Annotated in this window: 21 protein-coding genes and 1 tRNA gene; 11 read left to right on the top strand and 11 right to left on the bottom strand. The window is 65.7% G+C overall.

The genetic code is table 11. The annotated features are described in order from the left end of the window. Positions 1-2: 2 nt before the first annotated feature. Entirely contained in the window at positions 3-1,178 is a 1,176-nt protein-coding gene (locus tag AC5P8D_RS07015) for an efflux RND transporter periplasmic adaptor subunit (RefSeq protein WP_495203200.1), read from the bottom strand. 156 nt (positions 1,179-1,334) lie between these two features. On the opposite strand from AC5P8D_RS07015, the gene AC5P8D_RS07010 reads away from it, so the two are divergent. The 3 genes from AC5P8D_RS07010 to AC5P8D_RS07000 all read left to right on the top strand — a co-directional run bounded on the left by AC5P8D_RS07010 (position 1,335) and on the right by AC5P8D_RS07000 (position 5,573). Continuing rightward, positions 1,335-2,018 carry a response regulator transcription factor gene (locus AC5P8D_RS07010; protein ID WP_241876916.1) on the top strand — a complete coding sequence of 228 codons (684 nt, stop codon included), beginning with the start codon at positions 1,335-1,337 and terminating at the stop codon, positions 2,016-2,018. Beyond that, the gene (locus AC5P8D_RS07005; protein ID WP_495203310.1) at positions 2,005-3,381 is read left to right on the top strand and encodes a sensor histidine kinase; all 1,377 of its coding nucleotides are present in this window, start codon (positions 2,005-2,007) and stop codon (positions 3,379-3,381) included. Before AC5P8D_RS07010 ends, AC5P8D_RS07005 begins: the two co-directional genes overlap by 14 nt. A 98-nt stretch (positions 3,382-3,479) precedes the next feature. Next, complete coding sequence (locus AC5P8D_RS07000; protein ID WP_495203199.1) at positions 3,480-5,573, top strand: TonB-dependent siderophore receptor; 2,094 nt, start codon at positions 3,480-3,482, stop codon at positions 5,571-5,573. A gap of 44 nt (positions 5,574-5,617) precedes the next feature. On the opposite strand, the gene AC5P8D_RS06995 is transcribed toward AC5P8D_RS07000, so the two are convergent. The 3 genes from AC5P8D_RS06995 to AC5P8D_RS06985 all read right to left on the bottom strand — a co-directional run bounded on the left by AC5P8D_RS06995 (position 5,618) and on the right by AC5P8D_RS06985 (position 8,447). After that, entirely contained in the window at positions 5,618-6,505 is an 888-nt protein-coding gene (locus tag AC5P8D_RS06995) for a LysR family transcriptional regulator (RefSeq protein ID WP_109814089.1), read from the bottom strand. Between the two features lie 38 nt (positions 6,506-6,543). Next, on the bottom strand, positions 6,544-7,416 hold the full coding sequence (locus AC5P8D_RS06990; RefSeq protein ID WP_495203198.1) for an SDR family NAD(P)-dependent oxidoreductase: 873 nt from the start codon (positions 7,414-7,416) through the stop codon (positions 6,544-6,546). A 167-nt stretch (positions 7,417-7,583) separates the two neighbouring features. Beyond that, the gene (locus AC5P8D_RS06985; RefSeq protein WP_053442598.1) at positions 7,584-8,447 is read right to left on the bottom strand and encodes a DMT family transporter; all 864 of its coding nucleotides are present in this window, start codon (positions 8,445-8,447) and stop codon (positions 7,584-7,586) included. Positions 8,448-8,579: 132 nt separating this feature from the next. On the opposite strand from AC5P8D_RS06985, the gene AC5P8D_RS06980 reads away from it, so the two are divergent. Further along, entirely contained in the window at positions 8,580-9,959 is a 1,380-nt protein-coding gene (locus AC5P8D_RS06980) for an aminotransferase-like domain-containing protein (RefSeq protein WP_329831563.1), read from the top strand. On the opposite strand, the gene AC5P8D_RS06975 is transcribed toward AC5P8D_RS06980, so the two are convergent. Continuing rightward, a complete protein-coding gene (locus AC5P8D_RS06975) occupies positions 9,898-10,842 on the bottom strand; it encodes a LysR substrate-binding domain-containing protein (protein WP_043398268.1) in 945 nt (314 codons plus the stop codon). The two genes, AC5P8D_RS06980 and AC5P8D_RS06975, sit on opposite strands and share 62 nt — an antisense overlap. 115 nt (positions 10,843-10,957) lie before the next feature. On the opposite strand from AC5P8D_RS06975, the gene AC5P8D_RS06970 reads away from it, so the two are divergent. Both AC5P8D_RS06970 and AC5P8D_RS06965 read left to right on the top strand, forming a co-directional pair. After that, the gene (locus AC5P8D_RS06970) at positions 10,958-11,656 is read left to right on the top strand and encodes a glutathione S-transferase family protein (protein WP_495203197.1); all 699 of its coding nucleotides are present in this window, start codon (positions 10,958-10,960) and stop codon (positions 11,654-11,656) included. A gap of 86 nt (positions 11,657-11,742) precedes the next feature. Next, positions 11,743-12,417 carry a class I SAM-dependent methyltransferase gene (locus AC5P8D_RS06965; protein WP_019336923.1) on the top strand — a complete coding sequence of 225 codons (675 nt, stop codon included), beginning with the start codon at positions 11,743-11,745 and terminating at the stop codon, positions 12,415-12,417. A 3-nt stretch (positions 12,418-12,420) separates the two neighbouring features. Here the strand turns inward: AC5P8D_RS06965 and smqnr are convergent, their stop codons facing one another. Continuing rightward, complete coding sequence (gene smqnr, locus AC5P8D_RS06960) at positions 12,421-13,068, bottom strand: SmQnr family pentapeptide repeat protein (protein WP_010483741.1); 648 nt, start codon at positions 13,066-13,068, stop codon at positions 12,421-12,423. Between the two features lie 160 nt (positions 13,069-13,228). On the opposite strand from smqnr, the gene AC5P8D_RS06955 reads away from it, so the two are divergent. After that, positions 13,229-14,005, top strand: a complete 777-nt coding sequence (locus AC5P8D_RS06955; protein ID WP_010483744.1) for a DeoR/GlpR family DNA-binding transcription regulator — start codon at positions 13,229-13,231, stop codon at positions 14,003-14,005. An 11-nt stretch (positions 14,006-14,016) separates the two neighbouring features. Then, positions 14,017-15,150: an MFS transporter gene (locus AC5P8D_RS06950; protein ID WP_495203196.1), complete on the top strand. Its 1,134-nt coding sequence runs from the start codon at positions 14,017-14,019 to the stop codon at positions 15,148-15,150. Positions 15,151-15,159: 9 nt separating this feature from the next. Here the strand turns inward: AC5P8D_RS06950 and AC5P8D_RS06945 are convergent, their stop codons facing one another. The 4 genes from AC5P8D_RS06945 to AC5P8D_RS06930 form a co-directional block, all read right to left on the bottom strand. Continuing rightward, on the bottom strand, positions 15,160-16,665 hold the full coding sequence (locus AC5P8D_RS06945) for a PepSY domain-containing protein (RefSeq protein WP_495203195.1): 1,506 nt from the start codon (positions 16,663-16,665) through the stop codon (positions 15,160-15,162). Positions 16,666-16,676: 11 nt separating this feature from the next. Continuing rightward, the gene (locus AC5P8D_RS06940; protein ID WP_495203194.1) at positions 16,677-18,815 is read right to left on the bottom strand and encodes a TonB-dependent receptor; all 2,139 of its coding nucleotides are present in this window, start codon (positions 18,813-18,815) and stop codon (positions 16,677-16,679) included. Between the two features lie 129 nt (positions 18,816-18,944). After that, the gene (locus tag AC5P8D_RS06935) at positions 18,945-19,364 is read right to left on the bottom strand and encodes a DUF2946 family protein (RefSeq protein ID WP_331271035.1); all 420 of its coding nucleotides are present in this window, start codon (positions 19,362-19,364) and stop codon (positions 18,945-18,947) included. 140 nt (positions 19,365-19,504) lie between these two features. Next, on the bottom strand, positions 19,505-19,885 hold the full coding sequence (locus AC5P8D_RS06930) for a tautomerase family protein (RefSeq protein ID WP_495203193.1): 381 nt from the start codon (positions 19,883-19,885) through the stop codon (positions 19,505-19,507). A 562-nt stretch (positions 19,886-20,447) separates the two neighbouring features. Here AC5P8D_RS06930 and AC5P8D_RS06925 point away from each other — a divergent pair. The 3 genes from AC5P8D_RS06925 (at position 20,448) to AC5P8D_RS06915 (ending at position 23,314) form a co-directional block, all read left to right on the top strand. Then, on the top strand, positions 20,448-20,855 hold the full coding sequence (locus AC5P8D_RS06925) for a hypothetical protein (protein ID WP_329765852.1): 408 nt from the start codon (positions 20,448-20,450) through the stop codon (positions 20,853-20,855). Between the two features lie 52 nt (positions 20,856-20,907). Next, positions 20,908-21,471: a hypothetical protein gene (locus tag AC5P8D_RS06920; RefSeq protein WP_495203192.1), complete on the top strand. Its 564-nt coding sequence runs from the start codon at positions 20,908-20,910 to the stop codon at positions 21,469-21,471. Positions 21,472-21,712: 241 nt separating this feature from the next. After that, a complete protein-coding gene (locus AC5P8D_RS06915; RefSeq protein ID WP_197653889.1) occupies positions 21,713-23,314 on the top strand; it encodes an AAA family ATPase in 1,602 nt (533 codons plus the stop codon). A 151-nt stretch (positions 23,315-23,465) separates the two neighbouring features. Here AC5P8D_RS06915 and AC5P8D_RS06910 read toward each other — a convergent pair. Beyond that, positions 23,466-23,540 (bottom strand) — tRNA-Val (locus AC5P8D_RS06910). Positions 23,541-23,658 lie beyond the last annotated feature (118 nt).

Genomic DNA, 23,658 nt, shown 5'->3' with positions numbered 1-23,658 from the left:
GCTCAGTCCTTCCCGGCCGGTGCCGGCGCAGACTTCACCCGTACCGCCATGCCATCGGCCAGGCCCTGCGTGCCGGCCACCACCACCTGTTCACCGGCGGCCAGGCCATCGAGCACCAGCCACTGATCGCCCACCGCACGCGCGGTGCGGAACAGGCGCAGCTTCGCCTTGCCGCCCTCATCCACCACCCACACCTGCGCCTCGCCCTTCGGGCTGCGGTCGACCGCAGCCTGTGGCACCAGCAGCGCCTGCTGGCGGGTGCCCTGCCCCACCAGCGCGCGCACGTACATGCCTGGCAGCAGCTGCCCGGCGGGATTGGGAAAACGTGCACGCAGGGTGATGCTGCCGGTTTCCTGCTGCACGTCGATATCGGCAAATTCCAGAGTGCCGGGCAACGGATACGCGCTGCCATCGGACAGCCTCAGCCGCACCGCAGCGGTGGTGGCCTGCACGCCACCGTCGGCGATGGCGCGGCGCAAGGCCAGGTACTCGTTGCTGGACTGGGCGATGTCCACGTTCATCGGGTCGACCTGCTGGATCCGCGCCAGCGGGTCGGCCTGGCCAGAGGTGACCAGCGCCCCCGGTGTGAACAGCGCACGGCCGATGCGCCCGGCAATCGGCGCGGTCACCGTGGCGAAACCAAGCCGCGTACGTGCGGTATCCAGGCTCGCCTGTGCCGCCTGCACCGCGGCTGCGGCCTGCTGCCCACTGGCGATGGCGTCATCCACGTCCTGGCGCGCGGCCAGCTGCTCGCCGCCCAGCGCTTGCATCCGTTGCGCGCGCAGGCGTGCGGTGACTGCCGCCGCTTCGGCGGTTTTCAGGTTGGCCTGAGCCTGATTCAGCGCCGCCTGGTACAGGGCCGGTTCGATCTGGAACAAAGGCTGCCCGGCACGCACGGTTTCGCCCTCCTCGAACAGGCGTTTCACCAGCACGCCATCCACCTGCGGGCGCACATCCGACTCCTGCGATGCGATGGTTCGCCCCGGCAGCTCCTGTTCCATCGCCAGCGGCCTTTCCTGCAGGGTCAGCACCTCCACCTCGTGAAGCCTGCCGGCCGGCTTGGGCGCATCCTTGCCGCAGGCCGACAGCAGGCCGAGCAGAACGAGCGCAAGCAGCAGCGGCCGTCGGAGCCGCGGTGGCCGGGCGTGGTGTGGCAACGGGGTGGGCAGGAGGTTCATCGGGTGCCGGGGTTCCGCGCGCCGGGGGGAGACGCTCGGCGCCGAATATAGAAGACCCGTGCGCGGAATCCTGCGAATCGTGCATGAAACATTTTTCATTTGCAGTCACCGCGAGCGGTTGCGAGGATGGCAGCCATCCAACCTGCACACTGGCCCATGCCGCGCGTACTCACCATCGAGGACGATCTTGTCACTGCGGAGGAAATCGCAACCGAGCTGCGCAGCCATGGCTTCGAGGTCGACGTTGCCGTTGATGGCACTGCCGGCCTCGCATTGGCGCGTGCGGGCGACTACGCGGTGATCACCCTGGACCGCATGCTGCCCGGCATTGATGGCCTGGCGCTGGTCACTGCGCTGCGGCGCGAAGGAATCGTCACCCCCGTACTGATGATCAGCGCGCTGTCGGACGTGGACGAGCGCGTGCGTGGCCTGCGTGCGGGCGGCGACGACTACCTGACCAAGCCGTTCGCCTCCGATGAGATGGCGGCCCGCGTGGAGGTATTGATCCGTCGCCAGAGCCAGGCCGGCCCTGCTGACAATGTCCTGCGCGCCGGCGACCTCGAACTGGATCTGATGACCCGTTCGGCCCGGCGTGGCGGGCAGGAGATCAGCCTGCTGCCGACCGAGTTCAAACTGCTCGAATTCCTGGTCCGCAACGCCGGCCAGGTGGTCACCCGCAGCATGCTGTTCCAGGAAGTCTGGGGCTACCACTTCGATCCGGGCACCAACCTGATCGATGTGCATATCGGCCGCGTGCGCAAGCGCATCGAGCAGCCGGGCCGCCCGCAACCCATCACCACCGTACGTGGAACCGGCTATGTCTTCGATGCGCAATCCTGACCAGTGGCGCTCATCCAGCAGCCGCCTGCTCGGGTTGTACTGCATCCTGTTCGTGGCCTGGTCGAGCCTGCTGCTGGGCGTGATGTACTGGCGCATCTCCGATTACCTGAGTGACCTGACCGAGTCGGGCCTGCAGCAGCGCGCACATCTGTTCATGAGCTTCGACGGTCCTGCGCTGGATGACGCGCTGCGCGACAGCCAGCGCTTCGACCTGCACCAGGTCTACACCTACGGATTGTTCAGCGGCGACGGCGCGCCATTGGCTGGACCGCTGACCGCCATCCCATCGGGACTGCCGCTGGATGGCAGCTCGCATCCGGTGGAAGGCTGGACATTGGTCGATGGAAAGCACGAGAGCGGCGGCAGCGCGCTTGGCGTAGCGACCCGGGATGGGCGGACGCTGGTGTTCGTGCGCCAGAACGGCAAGCTCATGGCGGTCAACAGCATCATTCTCGATGCACTGCTGTGGGGTGTGTCGCTGACCGTCATTCCCGGCCTGGTGGGCTGGCATCTGCTCCGCCGGCGGCCGTTGAAACGGATCCAGCAGATCGAAGCCGCCACCAACCGCATCGTTGCCGGCGACCTCGGCCAGCGCCTGCCGGTCTCCAGCCGCCGCGACGAGATCGACCGGCTGTCGAGCATCGTCAACGCCATGCTGGAGCGCATCGAGCAGTTGATGACCGAGGTCAAGGGCGTGTGCGACAGCATTGCCCACGACCTGCGCACGCCTCTGACCCGCCTGCGTGCCCACCTGTACCGCATGCGCGTGGGCCTGGACGAACAGAACCCGCATGCCGATCCTCTGGACAAGGCGCTGGCCGAGACCGACATGCTGATGGCGCGCTTCGCCGCGCTGCTGCGGGTGTCGGAGCTGGAGAGCCACCAGCGACGTTCGGCCTTCGACGCGGTCGACGTCACCGAGCTGCTGCAGGAACTGCACCAGTTCTACCTGCCACTGGCCGAAGAGAAGCAGCAGTTGCTGGAGCTGCAGGTGGATCCACAGGCCGGCCTGCTGCGCGGCGACCGTGAGCTGTTGTTCGAAGCGGTGGCGAACCTGCTGTCCAACGCCCTGCAGTTCACCCCTGCGCACGGCCGCATCCTGCTGCGTGCGGTCGATGATCACGGCGCGCCGAGGATCGATGTGATCGACAATGGACCCGGCATCCCGCCGCAGGATCGCACACTGATCTACCAGCGCTTCTTCCGCGGCAGCAGCAGTGCCGGCCAGGGACCTGGATTCGGCTTGGGCCTGTCGATCGTGGCCGCCATTGCCGGCCTGCACGGCTTCCGGCTGCGCGCAGGCAGTGCCCCGGGCGGTGGCGCCTGGCTGAGCATCCGCGGCGCCTCGGACGGCCTGCCCTGACGCCTGTCCCGAGCGATTCAATCGCATTTGGGAATCATTTGTATTTGCAGTCGAGCATCCGGATAATCCGCCGTCACCGCCTTCCCGGATTCCTGACGATGCCCGCCCTGTCGCCGCGCCGCCCGCTGCTGTACACGCTTGCCCTGCCCACCCTGCTGGCCTCGGCCATCGCCCAGGCCCAGGACGGCCCGGCGGCACGCACCCTGGACAAGGTGACCGTGGTGGCCGAGCGGGCCAGCACCGCGACCAAGACCGACACCGCCCTGACCGAGACGCCGCAGGCGATCAGCGTGGTCACCCAGCAGCTGTTCACCGATCGCGGCGCGCACAACCTGCAGGAAGTGCTGCGCTACAGCGCCGGCGTCACCGCCGATGCCTGGGGCCTGGATACCCGCAACGACGCGACCTCGGTGCGCGGGCTGGACCCCGTGCAGTACCAGGATGGCCTGCGCCGCAGCTACGGGTTCAGCCCGCTCGCCCGCCCGGAGATCTACGGCCTGGAACGGGTAGAAGTGCTGCGCGGCCCGTCCTCGGTGCTGTACGGTGCCGGCGCCACCGGCGGCATCATCAATGCGATGAGCAAGCGCCCGACCTTCGGCGCCCTCACGGGCGAGGTCGGCGCGCAGTTCGGCAGCTTCGACCGCAGGCAGCTTCAGGGTGACATTGGCGGCGCCTTGAACGATGCCGGTACGGTTGCCGGTCGCTTTGTCGGGCTGGTGCGTGAATCGAACATGCAGACCGATGTACTCAACGATGACCGCATCTACCTGGCGCCCTCGATCAGCTGGCGCGGCGAACGCAGCACGCTGACCCTGCTGGCCGGCTACCAGCACGACAGGACCGGCTCCAGCCAGCAGTTCCTGCCGCTGGCCGCGACCCTGCTGGCGCCGCCAGACCGTCGCCTGGACACCTCCACCTTCATCGGCCACCCCGGCTTTGATCGCATCGATTCGCGCGTCTACAGCCTGACCGCGCTGTTCGACCACAGCTTCAATGACGTGCTCAGCCTGCGCTCGGCGGTGCGCTACATCGATGGCAGGACCACCCTGCAGCAGATGTACGTGGACAGCTACAGCAATCCGGCAGATCCCTACATCGATGCCGACCACCGCGTGGTCAACCGCACCGCCTACGGCACCCGCCCCGACGTGCAGATCTTCAGCGCCGACAATGCGCTGCAGTTCGACTTCGCCACCGGTGCCTTCCAGCACCTGCTGCTGGCCGGGGTGGACTACAGCCAGTACAGGGAGCAGCTGCAGCGGCTGGATGCCACCGGCACGCCGATCGACATCTACACCCCGGTATCGGTCGCACCGATCGTGCGTGGCTGGGATCGTCAGCCGGACCAGACCTCCACCCAGCTGGGTGTCTATGTGCAGGACCAGATCCGCTGGGCCGACCGCGTCTCGCTGGTGCTGGGCGCGCGCCGCGACCATGCGCGCTCGAAGACCGAAGGCCAACCCAGCCAGACCGACAACGCCACCACCTACCGCGCCGGCCTGATCGGCGACCTCGGCGCCGGAGTATCGCCCTACCTGAGCTACAGCGAATCGTTCCTGCCGGTGACTGGCCAGGACCTGTTCGGCCAGGCCTTCAAGCCGATGCGTGGCCGCCAGAGCGAGGCCGGCATCAAGTGGCAGCCGGCACGCAACCTGCTGCTGACGATGGCGGCGTACCGCATCACCGAAACCAACCGGCAGACCAACGACCCGGACAACGTGCTGAACGTGGTGCAGACCGGGCAGATCCGCTCCAAGGGTATCGAGCTGGAAGGGCAGTTCCAGTTCGCCAACGACCTCACCATCACCGCCGCGGTGGCCCGCAACGAGGCCGAAGTCAGCCGCAGCAACTTCGCGCTGGAAGTGGGCCAGCGCCTCAACGACACCCCACAGGACCTGGCCTCGGCCTGGGTATCCAAGGGCTTCCAGCTTGACGATGCCGCACGCCTGCGCCTGGGCCTGGGCGTGCGCCACGTCGGCAACACCGTATCGCTGGGCAATGGCGGGCGCATCATCACGCCCAGCTACACGCTGGCCGATGCATTGGTGGAAGTGCAGGTGACCGACTGGACGATGGCATTGAACATCACCAACCTCACCGACAAGCGCTACTACGCCCCGTGCCGCACGTTTGGCGACTGCTTCGCCGGCTACCCGCGCGTGGTCACCGGCACCATCAGCTATCGGTTCTGACCGAGGATCACGCTGGCCGCCGATTCAGCAGGTGAACCCGCGGCTCAGCCGCGGGCAGGCAGCTTCGCCACGTCCAGGAAATTGCCAAGCACCGGTGACGGTGGTTCCGGGCGCATACAGAACTGCAGGGCGAAACGGGCGGCTTCGCCCTCCAGCACGCGATAGACGATCTCCTGCGGGCGGAAGCTGGCCATGCTGGCCGGCACGATCGCCACGCCGGCGTCCACCGCCACCAGTGACAACACCGCGTGCATGCCCTGCGCTTCCTGCACCACACGTGGGGTGAATCCCGCTGCGGTACACAGGCCCAGCACCTGCGCATGGAAGCCGATGCCCTCGCCCGCCGGCCACGAAACGAACGGTTCATCAGCCAGCATCGCCACACTGGCCTCCGCCGCATCGGCCAACGCATGTGCACGCGGCAGCGCAATCGCCAGGCGGTCGTGGTCGAAGTCGTGCAGCACCAGCTCGGCGGCGGGAATCGGTGGAATCAGCACGCCTACGTCGATGCGCTGCTCACGCAGCCACAACTGCTGCTGGCGCGAGGTGGCTTCCTGCAGGTGCAACTGCACCTGCGGGTACTGCTGGCGGAAGCGGCGGATCAAACCTGGCAGGCGGCCATACAGCGCACTGCCGACATAGCCTACGCGCAGGCAGCCAGACTGTCCGCTTGCCGCCTCGCGCGTGCGCTGCAACGCCTGCTCAGCCTGCCGCAGCGTTGCACGTGCCTCCACCAGCAACGTCTGCCCGGCCACGGTCAGACCCAGGGTGCGGTTGCCGCGCACGATCAATTCACTTCCGAGTTCGTCTTCCAGCCGACGTATTGCCGCCGTCAGCGGTGGCTGCGACATGTGCAGGCGGGCCGCAGCGCGGTGGAAATGCAGTTCTTCGGCCACGGCCACGAACTGGCGAAGCAGGCGCAGATCGATCATCTGGGAGCAGGCAGTGAAAACCTGCCTAGGGTACGCCCTCAGCCGCGCGCGTCCACGCTGGCGCGGGCAATGGCCGGCCACTGCAGCGCCACCGACTCGATGCTGTCGGCACTGACCGCACGCAGATCGCGCGGATACGCCACGTGCTCGGCCTCCTGCAGGCGCAGTGCATGGAACTGCCCGTTGCTGGCACGCAGTGCCCACCCACCCTCCTGGCAGCGCGTGGATGCCAGATAGGCCACTCCTTGCGCAACGGCGTCCGGATGCAGTTCGTCGGGTTCGCCTTCGATGCCCCACATGCGCGTCTTCGCTACCGGCGAAACCGCATTGACCACGATGCCGTGCTCGGCGCCTTCCAGGGCCAGCACATTGACCAGGCCAAGCGCGGCCAGCTTGCCCATCGCATAGGCAGACAGTCCGCGCTGTGCGTACTGCGGATACAGCGCGCGATCGGAGGTGGTGATGACGATGCGGCCCCCGCCCGCCGCGCGCATCGCCGGCCACACCGCCTGCGCCAGCCACAGCGGCGTCTTCGCCGCCAGGCACAGCGTCTGATCCAGCGCCTCGTCCTCGATCGCTTCCAGCGGCTGGTACTCGACCCAGCCCGCGTTGTGGATCAGGAAATCGATGCGGCCATGTTGCTGCAACAGATCCTGCACCAGCGCGTGGCAACCCGAGCGATGGTCGATGGGACCGCTTGCGGCCTGCACCGGCAGACCCTGCCCCTGCAGCACTTCCACGCTGCGAACGATGCGCTGCGGATCGGCGCCGCGGCCATCGGTACCGGCACCGACGTCATGCATCACCACCTGCGCACCGCGCTCGGCCAGCAGGCGGCTGTAGGCCAGGCCCAACCCACCCGCGGCACCGGTCACCAGGCCCACCTGACCCTCGAAGGAAATACGCGACATCGGCTTCATACGCACAGCTTCAGCCAAGCTCACCGCCCCGGCCAATACCGTTGACCACCGCCCACGATACGCCCTCGCTATCACCGGAAAAGGGGACGGAGGGGATTAAGTCGTTTCAGGCACAGCAGGGCCAGTTACGACTTAATCCCTTCCGTCCCCTTTTTCGCTCAGCGGCTGAAGCGGCGCGCGCCGGCGACGCAGATCACCGCGACCACGGTCACCAGCACCATGCTGAGGCTGACCGCTTCATGCAGCAACAGCGCAGCCAGCGCCAGGCCGAAGAACGGTTGCAGCAGCTGTAGCTGGCCGACCGCGGCGATTCCACCCTGGGCCAGCCCGCGATACCAGAACAGGAACCCGAGCAGCATGCTGAACACCGCCACGTAGCCCAGCGCCCACCACGCGGATGCCCCCACTTCGACGAACGAGGGCGGGCGCATCAGCACCGTCAGCGGCAGCATCACCGGTAGTGCCAGCAGCAGCGCCCAGCTGATCACCTGCCAGCCGCCGAGATGACGGGCAAGCCGACCGCCTTCCGCGTAGCCCAGTCCACACACCACGATCGCCGCCAGCATCAGCAGGTCGGCCTGCAACGAGGCCTCGATGCCGTTGCGCGCGGCATAGCCGACCACGCAGGCGCTGCCCAGCAGCGAGAACAGCCAGAACGCCGGGCGCGGCCGATCGCCAGCGCGCAGTACGCCGAACACCGCAGTGCTCAGCGGCAACAGGCCGAGGAACACGATGGTGTGCGCTGATGAGGCGTGGCGCAGGGCAAGCGCGGTCAGCAGCGGGAAGCCGACCACCACGCCAAGGCTGACCACCGCCAGCCCGGGCAGGTCGCTGCGTCGCGGAAAGGGTTGGCGCAACAGCAGCAACAGGCCCAGGCCGAGTATGGCGGCGATGGTGGCGCGCGCGGCGGTAACGAACCCGGCGTCCAGCTGCAGCACGGCCAGGCGGGTGGCCGGCAACGAGCCGGCAAAGATCACCACACCGATGAAGCCATTGATCCAACCACTCGCCGACCGTTCCACGTCTGTACTCCCGGGGTGCCGGGCGGTGCCCGGCGGGATCTCCATGGAAGCACCTGCGGCCCGCGCCCCCCAGCTACAATCCAGTACAGTTTCAAATAACTGTACTGCCCACACTTACAGCACACTTTCGCCATGACGCGCCCGCTTACCCGCATCGAATCGGTCATCCAGGCCGTCCGTACCCGCATCGGCGCGCGGGTGGATGGCCCCGGCTCACGCCTGCCCTCGGTACGCGCGCAGGCGGCGGCGATGGGCGTGTCGGTCTCCACCGTGGTCGAGGCCTACGAGCGCCTCGCCGCCGAAGGGCTGATCAGCGCCCGTGCCGGTTCCGGCTTCTATGTCAGCGGACCGCCCGCACCGCTCGCTCTGGCCGAAATGGAACCGCGACTGGACCGCGCGGTGGACCCGCTGTGGGTGTCGCGGCAATCGCTGGAAACGCCGCCCGGGCACCTCAAGCCGGGCTGCGGCTGGATGCCCAGTGATTGGCTGTATCACGACGGCGTGCGCCGAGGCCTGCGTCGACTGGCGCGTGCCGATGCCATGCAGCTGGTCGACTACGCCGGTCCGCTCGGGCTGCCCGCATTGCGCCAGCTGCTGCAACGGCGCTGCGCGGCGCTGGGCATTGATGCACCGATTGAGCAGATCCTGCTGACCGAATCCGGTACGCACGCGGTCGATCTGCTCTGCCGTTTCCTGCTCAAGCCCGGCGACTGCGTGCTGGTGGATGATCCGAGCTACTTCAACTACCACGCGCTGCTGAAGGCGCACCAGGTGCAGGCCATCGGCGTGCCGTACACGCACAGCGGCCCGAACCTGGAGGCGTTCGCGCAAGCACTTCAGGCGCATTCGCCACGGCTGTACATCACCAACTCGGGCCTGCACAACCCGACCGGCGCGGTGCTCTCGGCCAGCACCGCGCATCGGCTGCTGGGGCTGGCCGAACGCAGCGAACTGATCATCGTCGAGGACGACATCTTCGCCGACTTCGAACTGCAGCCGGCACCGCGCCTTGCTGCGCTGGATGGGCTGTCTCGGGTGATCCACGTCGGCAGCTTCTCCAAGACCCTGTCAGCCGCTTCGCGCTGTGGCTACATCGCTGCACGCCACGACTGGATCGAAGCGCTGACCGACCTGAAGCTGGCCACCAGCTTCGGCGGCGGCCATCTTGCGATGCAGTTGATGCACATCGCGCTGACCGACAGTGGCTATCGCCGACACATGCAATCGGTGCGCTCGCGCCTGGCCGATGCGCGCCGCCACACACTGCGGAAGCTGCACACGCTGGGCATCACGCCGTGGCTGCAACCGGAAGCCGGCCTGTTCCTCTGGTGCCAGCTTCCCGATGGCCGCGATGCTGCTGCGCTGGCACGGCAGTGCCTGCGCGAAGGCATCGTGCTGGCCCCGGGCAACGCGTTCAGCCAATCGCAGCGCGCGGCCGACTATGTGCGTTTCAACGTCTCGCAGTGCCAGGACCCGAGGATCTGGCAGGTACTGGCACGCGCGCTGCGTTGAGCTGGTAATGCGCGACCAGCGCATCCACCACCACGCGCACGCCCGGCAGCTGGCCGCGACGATGCGGCAGCAGCACGCTGGTGGTGACTTCGCCGGCATGCCACGCCGGCAGGACCTGCTGCAGGCGGCCCGCAGCGATGGCCGCCGCACACAGGCTGCAGGGCAGCACGGTGATGCCAAGACCCGCTTCTGCCGCCGCGATCAGCAGCTGCGATTCATTGCCGACCAGCGCCACCTGCGGCTCCACCTGCACGGTGCCGGCGTCGGCGCTGTGCAGCGTCCAGCGCGTTGCATGGCGCGCGGTCAGCAGGCCGGCATGCGCGCGTAGCTGCTCGGGCGTGTCCACTGCCGGCGCGGCTGCCAGATAACCAGGGGACGCCACCAGCACGATGCGTTCGCTACCGAGCATTCGCTGCACCAACCCGGAATCCGGCAGCGGACCGAAGTGGCTGCGCAGGGCGATGTCAATGCCCTCCTGCGCCAGATCGATGAAACGATCACTCACTTCAACTTCGATGCGCAGCCGCGGATAGCGGCGGGCCAACGCGGGCAGGCACGCGGCGAGCTCGCCCTGCACCACCGGAATCGAAGCGCTGATGCGCACGGTGCCGCTGGGTTCGGCCTGGCGGTCGCGGACAATGGCCTCCGCAGCCTCTACCTCCGACAACGCCGCGCGTGCGCGTTCGAAGAACTCTTGGCCGACCTCGGTCAGCGCGAAGCGGCGCGAACTGCGTTGCAGCAGCCGCACTTCGAGGTGTTCTTCCAGCAGCGCCACGCGCTTGCTAAGGGTCGAGCGCGGCAGGCCCAGATGGCGCCCACCTGCGGCGAAACCACCCTGCTCCACTGCGGTCACGAACAGGGCCAGATCATTGAGGTTGAGCATGCGCAACGTCCACACGTGTGGACTTCAGGATGCCATTCGGACGGCTTCAGCGGCAATGTCCATGCTGGCACGCTTTCCTCACCCGCCGCATCGCGGCTCGAACCGGAAATCTGCCATGACCCCGATCCTCTTCTACGGCGTGCCCTCGGGCTGCTCGTTCGGCTCCATCGTTGCACTGGAGTGGCTGCGCCAGCCTTACCAGCTGTGCCGCATCGACATGCCCGGCCAAGTGCAGGGCGAAGACTACCGCCGCCTCAATCCACTGGGCGAAACCCCGACCCTGCGAACCGCGCAGGGCGAGCTGCTCAGCGAGAGCCTGGCCATTCTCAACCACCTGGCCGCGAAGGGCATCGCGCAGGGGCTGGGCTTCGCACAGGGCACGGCTGGCTTCGATCGCCTCAACCACCGGCTGGCCTATCTCAACACCAGCTTCTTCGGTGCCTACGCGCCGCTCTGGCACGCACTGGAGCATGCGGAAGGTGATGAAGCCGAGGTGCTGGGTGCCTATGGCACGACCAAGGTGCGCCACGCCCACCAGGCGCTGGAGCAGATGATCGGTACGGGCCCGTGGCTGCTGGGCGAACAGCGCAGCTTCGCCGATGCCTACTTCGCCGGCATCGCGCGCTGGAACGACTATCACCAGGTGGTCGACCGCCGCGAGTTCCCCAGGGTGCAGCAGCTGTTCGAACGCCTGCAGGACGACGCGGGCGTGCAGTTCGCCCACGCCATCGAAGCGCAGCAGCCGGCAACCAGCAGTGGTGGCTTCCTCGGCGAGGTGAGGCTGGAAGACGTGCTTGAGGCCGCAGCGGCCTGAGCCCTGTGCTGTCTCTGCGGCAGCGGCGCGCAATGCCTCTTGCGCGCCGCGCTACAGTGGTCTGTCCCCGTCGAAGGAATCCGCACATGTCCACGTTCTCCGACCCGCAGGCGGTGGCCCGCTATGCCGAAGCACCGCTGCGCCAGGTGCCCGGTTTCCTCGCGTTGCAGCAGATGAGCCGCCTGCTGCTGGCCGAACGCGTTCCCGCACAGGGCCGCGTGCTGGTACTCGGTGCCGGTGGCGGGCTTGAGCTGAAGGCCTTCGCCGAGGCACAGCCGGGCTGGCAGTTGCTCGGCGTGGATCCGGCCGCACCGATGCTGGCCCTGGCCGAACAGACACTGGGTCCGCTGAAGTCGCGCGTGCAGCTGCTGGAAGGCTACATCGACGATGCGCCCGATCTGCGCTTCGACGGTGCCAGCTGCCTGTTGACCCTGCACTTCCTCGACGCCGCGCAGCGCCTGCACACGTTGCGCGAGCTGCACCGGCGCCTGCAGCCCGGCGCGCCGCTGGTGGTGGCGCACCACAGCGTGCCGCAGGATCCGGCCGGCAAGCTGCGCTGGTTGCAGCGCTACGCGGCGTTCGCCGAAGCCTCGGGGGTTGCCCGCGCCGATGCGCAGCGCGCGATCGAGGCCATTGCCGAGCGGCTGCCGCTGCTGGCGCCCGAGCAGGAGGTCGCCCTGCTGCAGGAGGCCGGCTTCGACGACGTGGAGCTGTTCTATGCCGGCTTCAGCTTCAAGGGCTGGGTGGCGTACGCCAGGTGATGCCTACGGCACCACGGTGATGCCGATGCGCTGCATCAACAGCGCCACCTGCTGCACGTCCAGCGTGGCGCCGCGCAGGTTGGTCCTGCGCAGGTCCAGCTCGCCCAGCTCGGAGTTGGTCAGATCGCAGTCGGTGAAGTTGGCGCTGTTCCAGTCGATGCCCTCGAACTGGCCGCCGGACAGGTCCGAGCCGGCGAAGCTGGCGCCACTCACGTTCGCACCGTCCCAACGGTTTTCCCAAAGCTCGCACTTCTCCAGCGTCACCCGCGAGAAGTTCGCGTAGCGCAGGTTCGACTTCTTGATGAAGGCACTGCAGAACCAGCTCCGCGTGGTGATCTGGTTCATGAAGCTGGCGTTGCTGAAATCCGCGCCCTGCGCGCGGCACTCGCTGATCTCCAGGCCCAGTGCCTTGATGAAGTTGAAGTGGCACATGCTGATGTCGCAGCTGCGGAAGCTGGCTTCCTTCAGCGTGGCGCCGTTGAAGCGACAGCCGGCACGGCTGTCGGCATCGTAGAAACTGCAGTTGATGAACTCGGTGCCGGTCAGGTCCGCGCCGGAGAAATCGCACTTGTGGAACTGCTGGTCGACCACCTTCTGGCCGGTGTACTGGTCTGCGCCGATGCGCAGCTCGCGGTGAACGGTGGGGGACATCAGGGATTCCATGCCAGGTGCCCCGCCATGATGCCGGGCCGCGAGGGCGATCCATAGACCCCAGGCGCCGGCGGGTTCACCGGCAGTCCAGCCACCCTGTGTCCACTTCCACCCATTGCACGTTGTTGCACGTTAATGCACGAATGTGCAGACTTGCAGCATGAGCTCAGATCCCAGCCCCCTCCCCGCCCAGCGCACCCGGCAGATCCTTGAGGAACTGCGCCAGCAGGGCCGCGTGGTCGCCGCCGAACTGGCGCGCCGCTATGCCGTCTCCGAAGACTCGATCCGCCGAGACCTGCGCGAGCTGGCCGCACAGGGCCTGTGCCAGCGTGTCTACGGCGGCGCCGTGCTGCCACCGCCGAAGGAGCGCCCGCTGCGCGAGCGGCTCACCCGCGACCGCAGCGACAAGGCCGAGCTGGCCGCCCGCGTCTGCGCGCTGCTGCAACCCGGCCAGGTCGTACTGCTTGATGCCGGTTCGACCAACCTGGCGATCGCCCAGCAGCTGCCGACCGCTCTCGGGCTGACGGTGATCACCAATGCCCCGCAGATCGCCACCGCCGCCAGCATGCTTGAAGGCACCCTGGTGCAGCTGATCGGCGGCCGCCTGGCCAGCGGCGGCGGTGCGGTCGGTGCCGAAGCGTTGGCCCAGGTGCAACGCCTGCGTGCCGACGTGTACCTGCCCGGCCCCTGCGCGGTGGACGGCGACACCGGCGTGTGGGCGATGGATGCCGAGGAAGCCACGCTCAAGCGCGCGATGGTGGCCTGCAGCAGTCGCATCATCGTCGCCGCCACCACGGAAAAGCTCGGCGCCCGCGGCCACTGGCAGATCGCCAGCCTCGACGAGATCGACGATCTGGTGCTGACCACCACCGCACCGCCCGCACTGGCAGCTCGCTTCCGCGCCGCCGGTATTGCGGTGCACCCCACTCCTCCCTGACCGTACCGCTCATGTCCCTCGCCAACCGCGCGCGTGCCGAACAGCACGCGACCCGCGCTGCATTCTTCATTCCCGGCTTCGCCACCGCGCTGTGGGCCACGCTGGTGCCCTTCGCCAAGGCACGTACCGAGATCAATGACGCGACGCTGGGCCTGGTACTGCTCTGCCTCGGTGCCGGTTCGCTGCTGGCGATGCCCTTGTCCGGCGTGCTGGCCGCGCGCCTCGGCTGCCGCCGGGTGATGGTGGCCAGCTGCCTGCTGATCTGCCTGACGGTGCCCGGCCTGGCACTGGCCGGTTCGGCCTGGACGCTGGGACTGGTGCTGTTCGTGTTCGGTGCCGCCGTGGGCGCGATGGACTGCACGATGAACGTACAGGCCGTCATCGTCGAGCGCGAAGCACGGCGCGTGATGATGTCCGGCTTCCATGCCTTCTTCAGCATCGGCGGCTTCCTCGGCGCGGCCACCATGACCGTGCTGCTGTCCGCGCAATTGCCGCCGATAGCGTCGGTGCTGATCGGCGTCGGCGCCATGCTGCTGGCGTTGCTGCTGTCAGCGGCGTACTGGCACAGCGAACGGATGCCGCACGACACACCGATGCTGGCCCTGCCACACGGCATCGTGCTGTTCATCGGCGTACTGGCGTTCGTTGCGTTCCTCGGCGAAGGTGCGATGCTGGATTGGAGCGCGGTGTTCCTCAGCGATGTGCGTCGCGTCGATGCCAGCCTCGCCGGTATCGGCTATGTGACCTTCACCCTGACCATGACCATCGCCCGCCTGTTCGGCGATGCACTGGTGGCGCGCGTGGGCCGCCAGCGCGCGATCGTTCTCGGCGCTCTGCTTGCTGCCGCTGGCGTGCTGGTGCTGACCCTGGTCACGCCATGGCAGGCGTCGCTGGCGGGCTATGTGCTGGTCGGCCTTGGCTGCGCCAACATCGCGCCGGCGCTGTTCTCGCTGGCCGGCCATCAGACCCGCATGCCGGGTGCGCTGGCGATCACCGCCGTTTCCACGCTGGGCTTCGCCGGCATCCTTGCCGGACCGGCGCTGATCGGCTTCGCCGCCAACCATTTCGGCCTGATCGCCGCATTCATCGGCGTTGCCACGGCCTTGTTGCTGGTGGCGATGTCCACGCGTTGGCTGCGGGTGTAGCCCAAGGCATCAACGCCGCCTGCGCCGCAGCTTCATCCGCAACCGGCGGTAGCCGATCACCGTGGCCGTTGCACACAACGCAGTGCCCGCAACGCTAAACAGCAGCAGAACAGCCAACCGGGCGGTGTCGAAGCGCAGCATCGCAGGCAGGTCCCAGCTGTGCAGGAAGTAGAACAGCCAGCGCCCCACCCGCTCGCGATACCCCATCGTCAGCAATGGATCGCCGGTGGCCAGGTCGAGGTAGACGCGCGTCGCCTCGGCATCGCCGAAGTCCACCACCGCCACCGGGAAGCGGCGAACCGCTGCGCCGTTCATGGCTTCCGGTGCACGTGGGTAGAAGTACGCATCCGCTGCATGCTGGACCCAGTACCCCTGCATGGGCGCATCCGACAGCGCCCGCACCTTCTGCTGCAGCCACCCGGCCGGCAGCAACCGCGCAACCTGCAGATGCCCATTGCTGCCGGACACGATACGGGTCTCGCCCTGTCCGTCCAGCAGCACCGCGAACAGCTCGCCACCGATGCGTCGCCACTGGATCTCCACGGGCTTGAACCGCTCGGCCTCGACGGCCGTCAGCAGCGCCGCCGGTTCGCCCAGTGCGCCATCCACCACCACCGGACCACCGCGATAACGTCCGCTGTCGATCGCCTCGCGCGTACTGCTCAAGACGCCCAACGGGTTCATCGACATCAGCCCGCTGAAGATCCAGGTGAACACAAACGCTGCAGCCACCAGCCCGATCAGATGGTGCCAGCGCATCCATGGTTCGACGTATGGCGTCTTCGCACCCGAACGGTAGTGTCCACGGAAACGCCAGCGCCACACACCGACCACGATGCCGCTGACTGCGGCCACCGTGCACAGCGCGGACAACACGATCACCACCCACGTCCACACCGGGTCCACCGACTGCATGCGCAGGAAGTACAGCCAGTGCAGCCAGGCACCCACATAGTTCCAACGCTGCTGCACATGCGGTGCGTCCAGCACCACTTCGCCGGTGTGCGAGGACACATACAGGTCACCCGGCTGCGCGCCCCCTACCTCCACCCGGTACAGCGGCCGGTGCGCGTCCAGCGCGCGCGAGTGCGTCCAGCGATCCTCATCCACGCGCATCGCGCCGACGAACGCCTGGCCGCCAGCAAACTGCGCAGCGGATGCTTCGGCACGCTGTGCCGACACCGGCAGCAGAACCTGGCCGGTGCGCGCAGACCAGGCGCCCACGTTGCCGCCGCTTCGCACCACATACGCTGGCTCGCCGCGCAGCGTCGTCAGTGCCACGGCCTCCGGCTCGGCCTGCACGGCGGCCGGCAATGCCGACAGCCCCTGCCAGCCGCGGGCATCCCCCAGCACCGGCAACGCCGCCAGCCGCTCACCCGGCGTCAGCTTCGGGTAGCCGATGAACAGCATCACCATGCCACTCACGAACCACAGCAGCATCAACAGGCACCCACCAATGCCCAGCCAGCGATGCACCAGGTAGGTCCAGCGCCTGGCGGTGGATCGCAGCGTCATGGCCGGCCTCCTCAGAAGCGATGGTCGACGGTGAGTTCGACGCGCCGGTCCGCACCCAGCAGCCATTGCGTGCTGGTGTAGTACGCGGTGGCGTAGTACGCCTTGTCGAACACGTTGAACAACCGCGCGGACAGCCGCGTGCGCGGTGCCGCCTGCCAGGTCAGCGCCAGGTCGGTGGTGCTGTAGCCGGGAAGTTCCAACGCGTTGGCATTGTCGGCGTAGCGCTTGCCGACATAGCGAACACCCGCCGCTGCGCTCCAGTCCGGCAGGAACTGCCAGCTCAACCATGCGTTGGCCAAGCGCTCGGCCACGTTCGGCGGTACGTTGCCATCACGCGACACCAGCACCGCCGGCGAACCCGTGGTTTCCAGGAAGTCCTCGAACTCGGCCTTCAGCACCGTCGCGTTGGCATCGAGCGACCAGTGCGGCGCGAAGTTCCAGTTCAAGGACGCTTCAATACCGCGCGAGGTCTGCGCACCCACCTGCACCCGGCGATCCGGCACCAGCGGATCACGGCTGAGCAGACCGGTCTTGCGGATGCGATACGCCGCCAGCGTCCACTCGCCGCCATCGAAGGCCTGCTTCAGGCCCACCTCGATCTGCCGGCCCTTCGCCAGATCGAAGGCACCGTTGGCTGGGCTGATCATCAGCAGTCCACTGACCGGGTCCGCCGCCTGTGAGTACTGCGCGTAGAGGCTCAGCGTCGGCTGCAGCGCGAATACGGTACCTGCACGCCAGCCGGTGCTGCTGTAGGTCTTCGAGAACGCGTTCTGGCCACTGATCAGATCGGTGCGATCGATGCGCGCGCGGTCGTGGCGCAGTCCACCCAGTACCGACCAGCGTTCGCTCAACGCCAGCCGGTCCTCCACGAACAGCGCGTACTGCTCGGCGCGGTTGCGATAGCGCGGCAGGTTGGGCGCATCGCTGGCGAACCGGCCTGGCTCCGGATCGAACGGATCGACCGGGCCCGAGCTGCCGGCATAGGTGTTGTTGGTGTGCTTGAAGTGCGCACGATTGGCATCGAGGCCCACGGCAAAGCGGTTGGTCAGGCCCGCGATGTTTCCTTGTACCCGCAGTGTCGAGGTCAATCCGGTCTGGTCCTGGTTGTGGGTGATCTCGGTGTTGCCGGAGCGATCGATCAAACCGGTGGCGCGGTTGTAGACATAGGCCTCGGCATTGCGCCAGTCGCGCTGGCTGTCGATCTGGTAGACGCGGGTGCGCCATTCCACGTTCGAGGTCGGCGTCCACAGCGCATCAAGTTGGGTCCAGCGGTCGCGATAACGGATGTCGCTGTCTTCCACGTTGTAGTTGCGATGGCGAAGTGCTTCCAGCTGGTGGCCATCCACCAGCGGCGTGCCGAAGTAGCGCATCGGTTTCTGGTAGCCCTGCGCATGGGTGAGCGTCAGCTGCAGATCCGTGCGCGGCTGCCACAGCAAGGCACCGGAGAAGGTCGCGTCCCTGTTGCGCCCGCGATCGACCCATCCACCGCTGTAGTTGCCACTCACGTCCAGCCGATAGGCCAGGTCCGGGGTCAACGCACCGCCGCTGCCGAAGCCCAGGCGCGCAGTATCCTCGCTGCCGACGGTCACGCTGATCTCGTTCTCGATGGCGCTACGCGAGGGCTTCTTGGGCACGATGTTGATGACCCCGCCAATGGCGCCATCACCATGGATGACCGACGCCGGGCCGCGCAGTACTTCGATGCGTTCGGTCGACCAGGTATCGAACGGGAAGGTGATGCCCACGCCGCCGTACTGGCGAAGCCCGTCGTACAGGCGCATCACCGAGGCGCCATCGGTGAAGCCACGGCTGGACAACGCACTCAGGCCGTTGCCTGGGTGCGGCATCGCACTGATCGCGCCTGCCCGGCTGATCGCATCATTGAGGTTGGTGTCGCCCCGCTGTTCCAGTTGTTCGCGCGAGATCACGGTCAGGCTGGCCGGTGTCTGCAGCACGCTCAGGCCCAGCGCAGACCCGGCGCTGGCGGTGGAAGACAGTTCACCGCTGCGGGTGTCGACCACGCGCACGGTATCCAGCGTGGTCGGAGGTGGCGCATCGGCGGCAAGGGCGGGCACGGCGTACAACAGGGACATGCACAGCGCAGGCAGTGTCGCCCTGCGCAGGCGCGCGGAGTTGGGGTTGGTTTTCATTTGTTCACGGCATGCAAGGCCACCCCGCAATGGCAGGGCAGCAATCAGAAAGGGGCAAACACGCGCGTGCGGGCACCGGCCGTGGCCGGCAACCTCATGGAAGAACGTTCAGTGCAACACGCGTGCGGCTCAGACGGCCATCAAGGCCGGCGGCCCACGCGCTCCCAATGTGCCGCTGATCCGTTGCGGCAACGTCTGCACCGCACCGCGCAGCGCGCGGCACACCGGTGCCATCGGCGCCAACAGCAACACTGCCGCCACCAGCAGGGTGATCAGCCGTGCAGCGATCAGGCAGTAATCGCAGTCCACACCCATCTCATGGTCGGCGTGTGGATCGGCAGCCGGCTTCGGTGTCGATTCCCCGTTCTGCATTGCCATCGCGTGCTGTGCATGCTCTGCGTGCATCGCGTGATTCAAGGCTGCCACCGGTGCGGTGGCCGCAACGTGGTCATGCGCCAGCCAGCGGCTCACCAGCGGGGCGAGCAGCACCAGCAGCATGGCAAGCCATGCCAGGACCTGGAACCGGCGGTGGAGGACAGAACGACGCACGCCACCATTCTACGGGGCGATGGCCAACCTTGGACCGAGTTCAGGGTTTGCCCCCTGCGACACGGTGACGCAGGACTGTCCTCCCCCGCGCACGCCCTCCATCCAGTAGATCCACGCCATGCGTGGATGCTTTTTGCCCATCAACTCACGTACTGGGCCACACCATTACCAAACGACCAATTTTCCCGCTTCACTTCCACCAGATTAATGAACACGTCTTCGCGGCGGATGCCCACCGCCGCATGCAGTCCATCGGCGATGCCGGCGTACAGCGCCTTTTTCTGCTCCAGCGTGCGCCCTTCGTTCCAGGTGATCTGGATGCAGATGAAGTCGTCGGTGCGGTCCACGCCCAGGTAGCCGGGATCGTAGATCAGCGTGCCGGGCGCGTGTTCCTGGAAGATCTGGAAGTGATCGTTTTCCGGCACACCCACCGCGCGCATGGCCTGGTAGATGGTTTCGCCGACGCGTTGCAGGTAGTCGGCGGATTTACCTTTGCGAAGGTCGATGCGGGCGAGCGGCATGGCGGCACTCCAGAGTGGATGGGCACGGCAACGGGCTGAGACTACGCCTGCCCGGGGCGGCGGGACAGCGCAGGGATGGAACGTCTGCTCTCATGGATGGCACATTCGGCAGGGCCACGCCAGATGACGTGATTGCCACGTGGAGACGACCGTGGAGCGGCGCAATCCGGTTCAGGCGCGGGCGGCGGGTTGTGCCATGGACGATGGGGCGCACATGGAGCGAGTGCTGAGCTGCACAGATCCGGAAACGCGGGCTCCTGCCGGGCGCACTTGCAACTTTCCTCACTGACTTCCGTGTTTGCACGAATCGATGATCGCCTTGCCGAGGCAGGTTGCCTTGGTCGGGATTGGCGTCTCGAATAAACGAACAAGCTACTGGAAGTTGCGATCCTGATCGCAGCAAAGAGAATGCACCGACTGCCTTCCATGGCGGGCGGTGCGTGGGGATCGCGAGATCCGCCAGGCTTTTTCTCCCAGTGAGCTTTCGTGCCTTGGTACGCCAACCCGCACCGTCCGCCACCTTCACTCTGGAAGGTGGCTCCACGCCAGTGAGGGTTTCGCCATGACCAACCGCACCGCCGTCCATCCCCGCCTGTTCGCCCTGATCGGCGACATCGCCGCCGACGTGCCCGAAGGCGTCGCACGCGAGATCGAGTGCGCCTTGCACGAACAGAATCTCCCCGTGCAGTCGCCTGCCTTCTTCACTTGCCTCAATGCCATCAACCGCGCCGACGGCGATGACGGACAACCGTGCAGCAGCCTCACCCTTTGCGCCAGCAATCACGCCTCGCTCCGCCGCTCGCTGTCCGGGCTCAGTGCATTGCTCGATCTGCTGCAGGCGGGCGATCGAGCGCGCGCCGAGGGTGGCTCGGACCAGCAGTTGGGCGCCTTCCACACTGATGGACTGATCGTGGCCGCGCGACAACTGGTGCGCGAGGCGCATCACTGTCTCTCCGGCGGCGATGCCTGACCGGCCCGGATACGCTCCCGCTACAATCGCGCAGGGAACGCAGGAGGCCGCAATGGACGCCGAACACCTGGAGTACTTCAAGGCCGCACTGGAAGGCCGCGCAACCATCGGCTGGAACGTGTGGTTTGCCGCCAACCAGCAGGCGCTTTCGCAGCAGTTGAGCCGCCCTGCGCTGCTGCGGTTGAAGTTCAATCAGCTAGATGAAGCCGAACGCCTGCTGGCCGAGGCAGGCATCGTGCCCGCCAGCACGGCGGGCAAGCGCTACGAGATGTACTGCGCACAGTTCGCACTGGACGTGCTGGATGAAAAAGGCCGGCCACTGCCGGCCATCTGGCGCGCGGCGCATGGCGGTGCCATCGGCCTGCTTGCCGATGGCGAACATGAAGCGGGCCAGGCGAAGCTGCTCGCGGAATTCCGCCGCGCCCGCAAGCGCGGTCTGCCGCAGGCGCACGAATGGCTGGGCGATCTTTGCTTCGAGGGGGAGATGGAACTGCGCGGCGGCAATGCCGAGGTGGGCTGCCAACTTCTGGCGGTAGTAGTGCAGGCCGGTAGCGGCCACGACCTGCTGGACGGGACCGCGATGATCGCGCGGAGCCTGTTGGCGAATCCCAGCTGAGTTCTACAAGGCGAGCGCTCTGTCGCGCATGAATCCAGTGTAGTTGAGTCGTAGTTGGGTGGCGGCGACTCATCCGTTCGACCACGAACTACGCCCGGCCATCTCAGCATTGGCATTTGTGCGTCCTAGCCAATACGCGCGAGACGATCTAGCGTCAGATTTCCCCTATACACGACGCTAAATAATCATGTGAAAGTGGGGCGCCACGTAAGGCTGGCAAATCACATCCGGGGGGGGCGTAGTGAAAATCAGCAGAGTACATATCGAAAATTTCAGATCCATTGAGACCTGTGATGTTTCCTTTAGTGACTTCAACATTATTGTTGGACAAAACAACACAGGGAAGACTAATTTTTTCGAAGCCATCTCATGGTTTTATTCAGGATCAACCGCCGCTGATTCCATGAAGTACCGTAAAGATTCGACTTTGGAAGTGGTGGTTACAATCCACTTCACAGGCGCCCAGCAGGGCGCCAACAACATGTTGAACGAAGGCAACAAGGCAAAAATTCTAAGCGTCCTGGGTGATAGTGACGTCATCTCGGTCACTCGACGTAGCTCCGACGCTAGAAAGCGGACAGTCCAAGTAGACGGCGCCGATAGAAAGAACCCAACGGGATTCGATACAGCACTAAACGATTTCCTGCCAAAATTCGAGTACATTCATACGCGGCAATTCTACGAGGAATTCGCAAAATACAACCAGAAGAGCGCCGTTGGCGTAATGCTATCTTCTGTCATCGAAGCAATCCTCATGGATGATCCTACGTATAGATCTTTCATGCAGAACTTTGAGGCGCTTTTTAACGCAGAGGATTCAGCAGTAGGGAATCACTTCAAAGCTATTGGACAAAGCGTACGAAAGCACCTCGAAAAGCAATTTTCCGAATGCTCTATGGTCCAGTTTGAGGTGCTTTCGCCAGAATTCAGCGACCTACTGAAGAAATTCGAGACAGTTGTTGATGATGGAATTGAGACGTACGCGAGTGAAAAGGGAGACGGAATGCAACGTGCCCTTATGCTCGCCATAATTCAAGCGTACGCCGATTATAGAAGGGCTCGTGATGACCAAGGAAAATCTTTCCTTTTCTTCATAGATGAGGCAGAACTACATCTTCATCCGACCGCGCAACGCCGACTTAAGCAGGTTCTTCTCGAGCTGAGTTCCACTTTGGATCAGGTGGTGATTAGCACCCACTCTTCCGTATTCCTCGCAGACTCGGAGCCAAGCGAATCCATCCTCAAGTGCGAGAAGACTGAGGGTAGGACTGAGCTGTCAGCCACCCATCTCCTCGACAGGCCGTACATCATTTACGACCTTCTCGGAGGAAGCCCCGCCGATCTGTTGCTGCCTCGCTCCTTCCTTATCGTTGAGGGCCCAAGCGAAGTCGATCTTCTGACTCGGGTGATAAAGCGCTTTTACTCTAATCAACCCACAATCCAGATCATCGCCGCCAATGGAGACGTGTCGCAGAGTAAGCGCACGATTGATGCAGTGGCGAAAGCCTACTCTGTCATGGGCGAGTCGCTCTATCGAGACAGGTCCGTGGTTCTCTGCGACAGCCCTAGTGAAGAGAAGCGGCGCGGATTTGATAATTTCCTGCAAGCCCATGCTCATCTTCAGAACCTAGGTCACATCATGGTGCTGCCAACTGGAAGTCTAGAGGAAAGCTATCCCGACCAAATGGGATGGAAGAGAACATCTGAAGAAGTGGCGGGCATGAAGGGAAGCGAAAAGCGATCCCTCGCCAAAGAAGTTGGGGATCGCGTTTCAAAAGAAGCATTTGAGGCCATGCCGAAACTACACGAAGCGCTATTGAAAGCCTGGAGTGCCGCACGTTGAGGACAAGGCAGAAAGCGCACTTCAATTGAATACCCGCACACTTCGGGTAGCGGCGCGGGAAGCGACGAGCTCAGCTCGCCGCTTCTGCACATACGAAAAAGCCGGCTCAAGGCCGGCTTCTTCATAACACCTGAAAGATCAGGGTTCTATTTGGTGGGCGGTACAGGGATCGAACCTGTGACCCTTGCCGTGTGAAGGCAATGCTCTACCGCTGAGCTAACCGCCCGGTGTGTTGCTGAGCCGCTCATTATAGGGGCTTTTCAGAGGCCGTCAACACTTTTTCACATTCGTGTTCACGGGTGTCTCGGGATGTGCAGCCGAGCATGGCTCGGCTCTACAGAACA

It is taken from the genome of Stenotrophomonas sp. YJH_SMC_101-4 (genome assembly GCF_059370395.1).
This window is presented reverse-complemented; position numbering and strand designations above follow the sequence as displayed.

Excerpts from the sequence above, each read along its gene's own strand:
- AC5P8D_RS07015 (WP_495203200.1), bottom strand. The coding sequence starts at position 1,178 with ATGAACCTCCTGCCCACCCCGTTGCCACACCACGCCCGGCCACCGCGG.
- AC5P8D_RS07010 (WP_241876916.1), top strand. The coding sequence starts at position 1,335 with ATGCCGCGCGTACTCACCATCGAGGACGATCTTGTCACTGCGGAGGAA.
- AC5P8D_RS07005 (WP_495203310.1), top strand. The coding sequence starts at position 2,005 with ATGCGCAATCCTGACCAGTGGCGCTCATCCAGCAGCCGCCTGCTCGGG.
- AC5P8D_RS07000 (WP_495203199.1), top strand. The coding sequence starts at position 3,480 with ATGCCCGCCCTGTCGCCGCGCCGCCCGCTGCTGTACACGCTTGCCCTG.
- AC5P8D_RS06995 (WP_109814089.1), bottom strand. The coding sequence starts at position 6,505 with ATGATCGATCTGCGCCTGCTTCGCCAGTTCGTGGCCGTGGCCGAAGAA.
- AC5P8D_RS06990 (WP_495203198.1), bottom strand. The coding sequence starts at position 7,416 with ATGTCGCGTATTTCCTTCGAGGGTCAGGTGGGCCTGGTGACCGGTGCC.
- AC5P8D_RS06980 (WP_329831563.1), top strand. The coding sequence starts at position 8,580 with ATGACGCGCCCGCTTACCCGCATCGAATCGGTCATCCAGGCCGTCCGT.
- AC5P8D_RS06975 (WP_043398268.1), bottom strand. The coding sequence starts at position 10,842 with ATGCTCAACCTCAATGATCTGGCCCTGTTCGTGACCGCAGTGGAGCAG.
- AC5P8D_RS06970 (WP_495203197.1), top strand. The coding sequence starts at position 10,958 with ATGACCCCGATCCTCTTCTACGGCGTGCCCTCGGGCTGCTCGTTCGGC.
- AC5P8D_RS06965 (WP_019336923.1), top strand. The coding sequence starts at position 11,743 with ATGTCCACGTTCTCCGACCCGCAGGCGGTGGCCCGCTATGCCGAAGCA.
- smqnr (WP_010483741.1), bottom strand. The coding sequence starts at position 13,068 with ATGTCCCCCACCGTTCACCGCGAGCTGCGCATCGGCGCAGACCAGTAC.
- AC5P8D_RS06955 (WP_010483744.1), top strand. The coding sequence starts at position 13,229 with ATGAGCTCAGATCCCAGCCCCCTCCCCGCCCAGCGCACCCGGCAGATC.
- AC5P8D_RS06950 (WP_495203196.1), top strand. The coding sequence starts at position 14,017 with ATGTCCCTCGCCAACCGCGCGCGTGCCGAACAGCACGCGACCCGCGCT.
- AC5P8D_RS06945 (WP_495203195.1), bottom strand. The coding sequence starts at position 16,665 with ATGACGCTGCGATCCACCGCCAGGCGCTGGACCTACCTGGTGCATCGC.
- AC5P8D_RS06940 (WP_495203194.1), bottom strand. The coding sequence starts at position 18,815 with ATGAAAACCAACCCCAACTCCGCGCGCCTGCGCAGGGCGACACTGCCT.
- AC5P8D_RS06930 (WP_495203193.1), bottom strand. The coding sequence starts at position 19,885 with ATGCCGCTCGCCCGCATCGACCTTCGCAAAGGTAAATCCGCCGACTAC.
- AC5P8D_RS06925 (WP_329765852.1), top strand. The coding sequence starts at position 20,448 with ATGACCAACCGCACCGCCGTCCATCCCCGCCTGTTCGCCCTGATCGGC.
- AC5P8D_RS06920 (WP_495203192.1), top strand. The coding sequence starts at position 20,908 with ATGGACGCCGAACACCTGGAGTACTTCAAGGCCGCACTGGAAGGCCGC.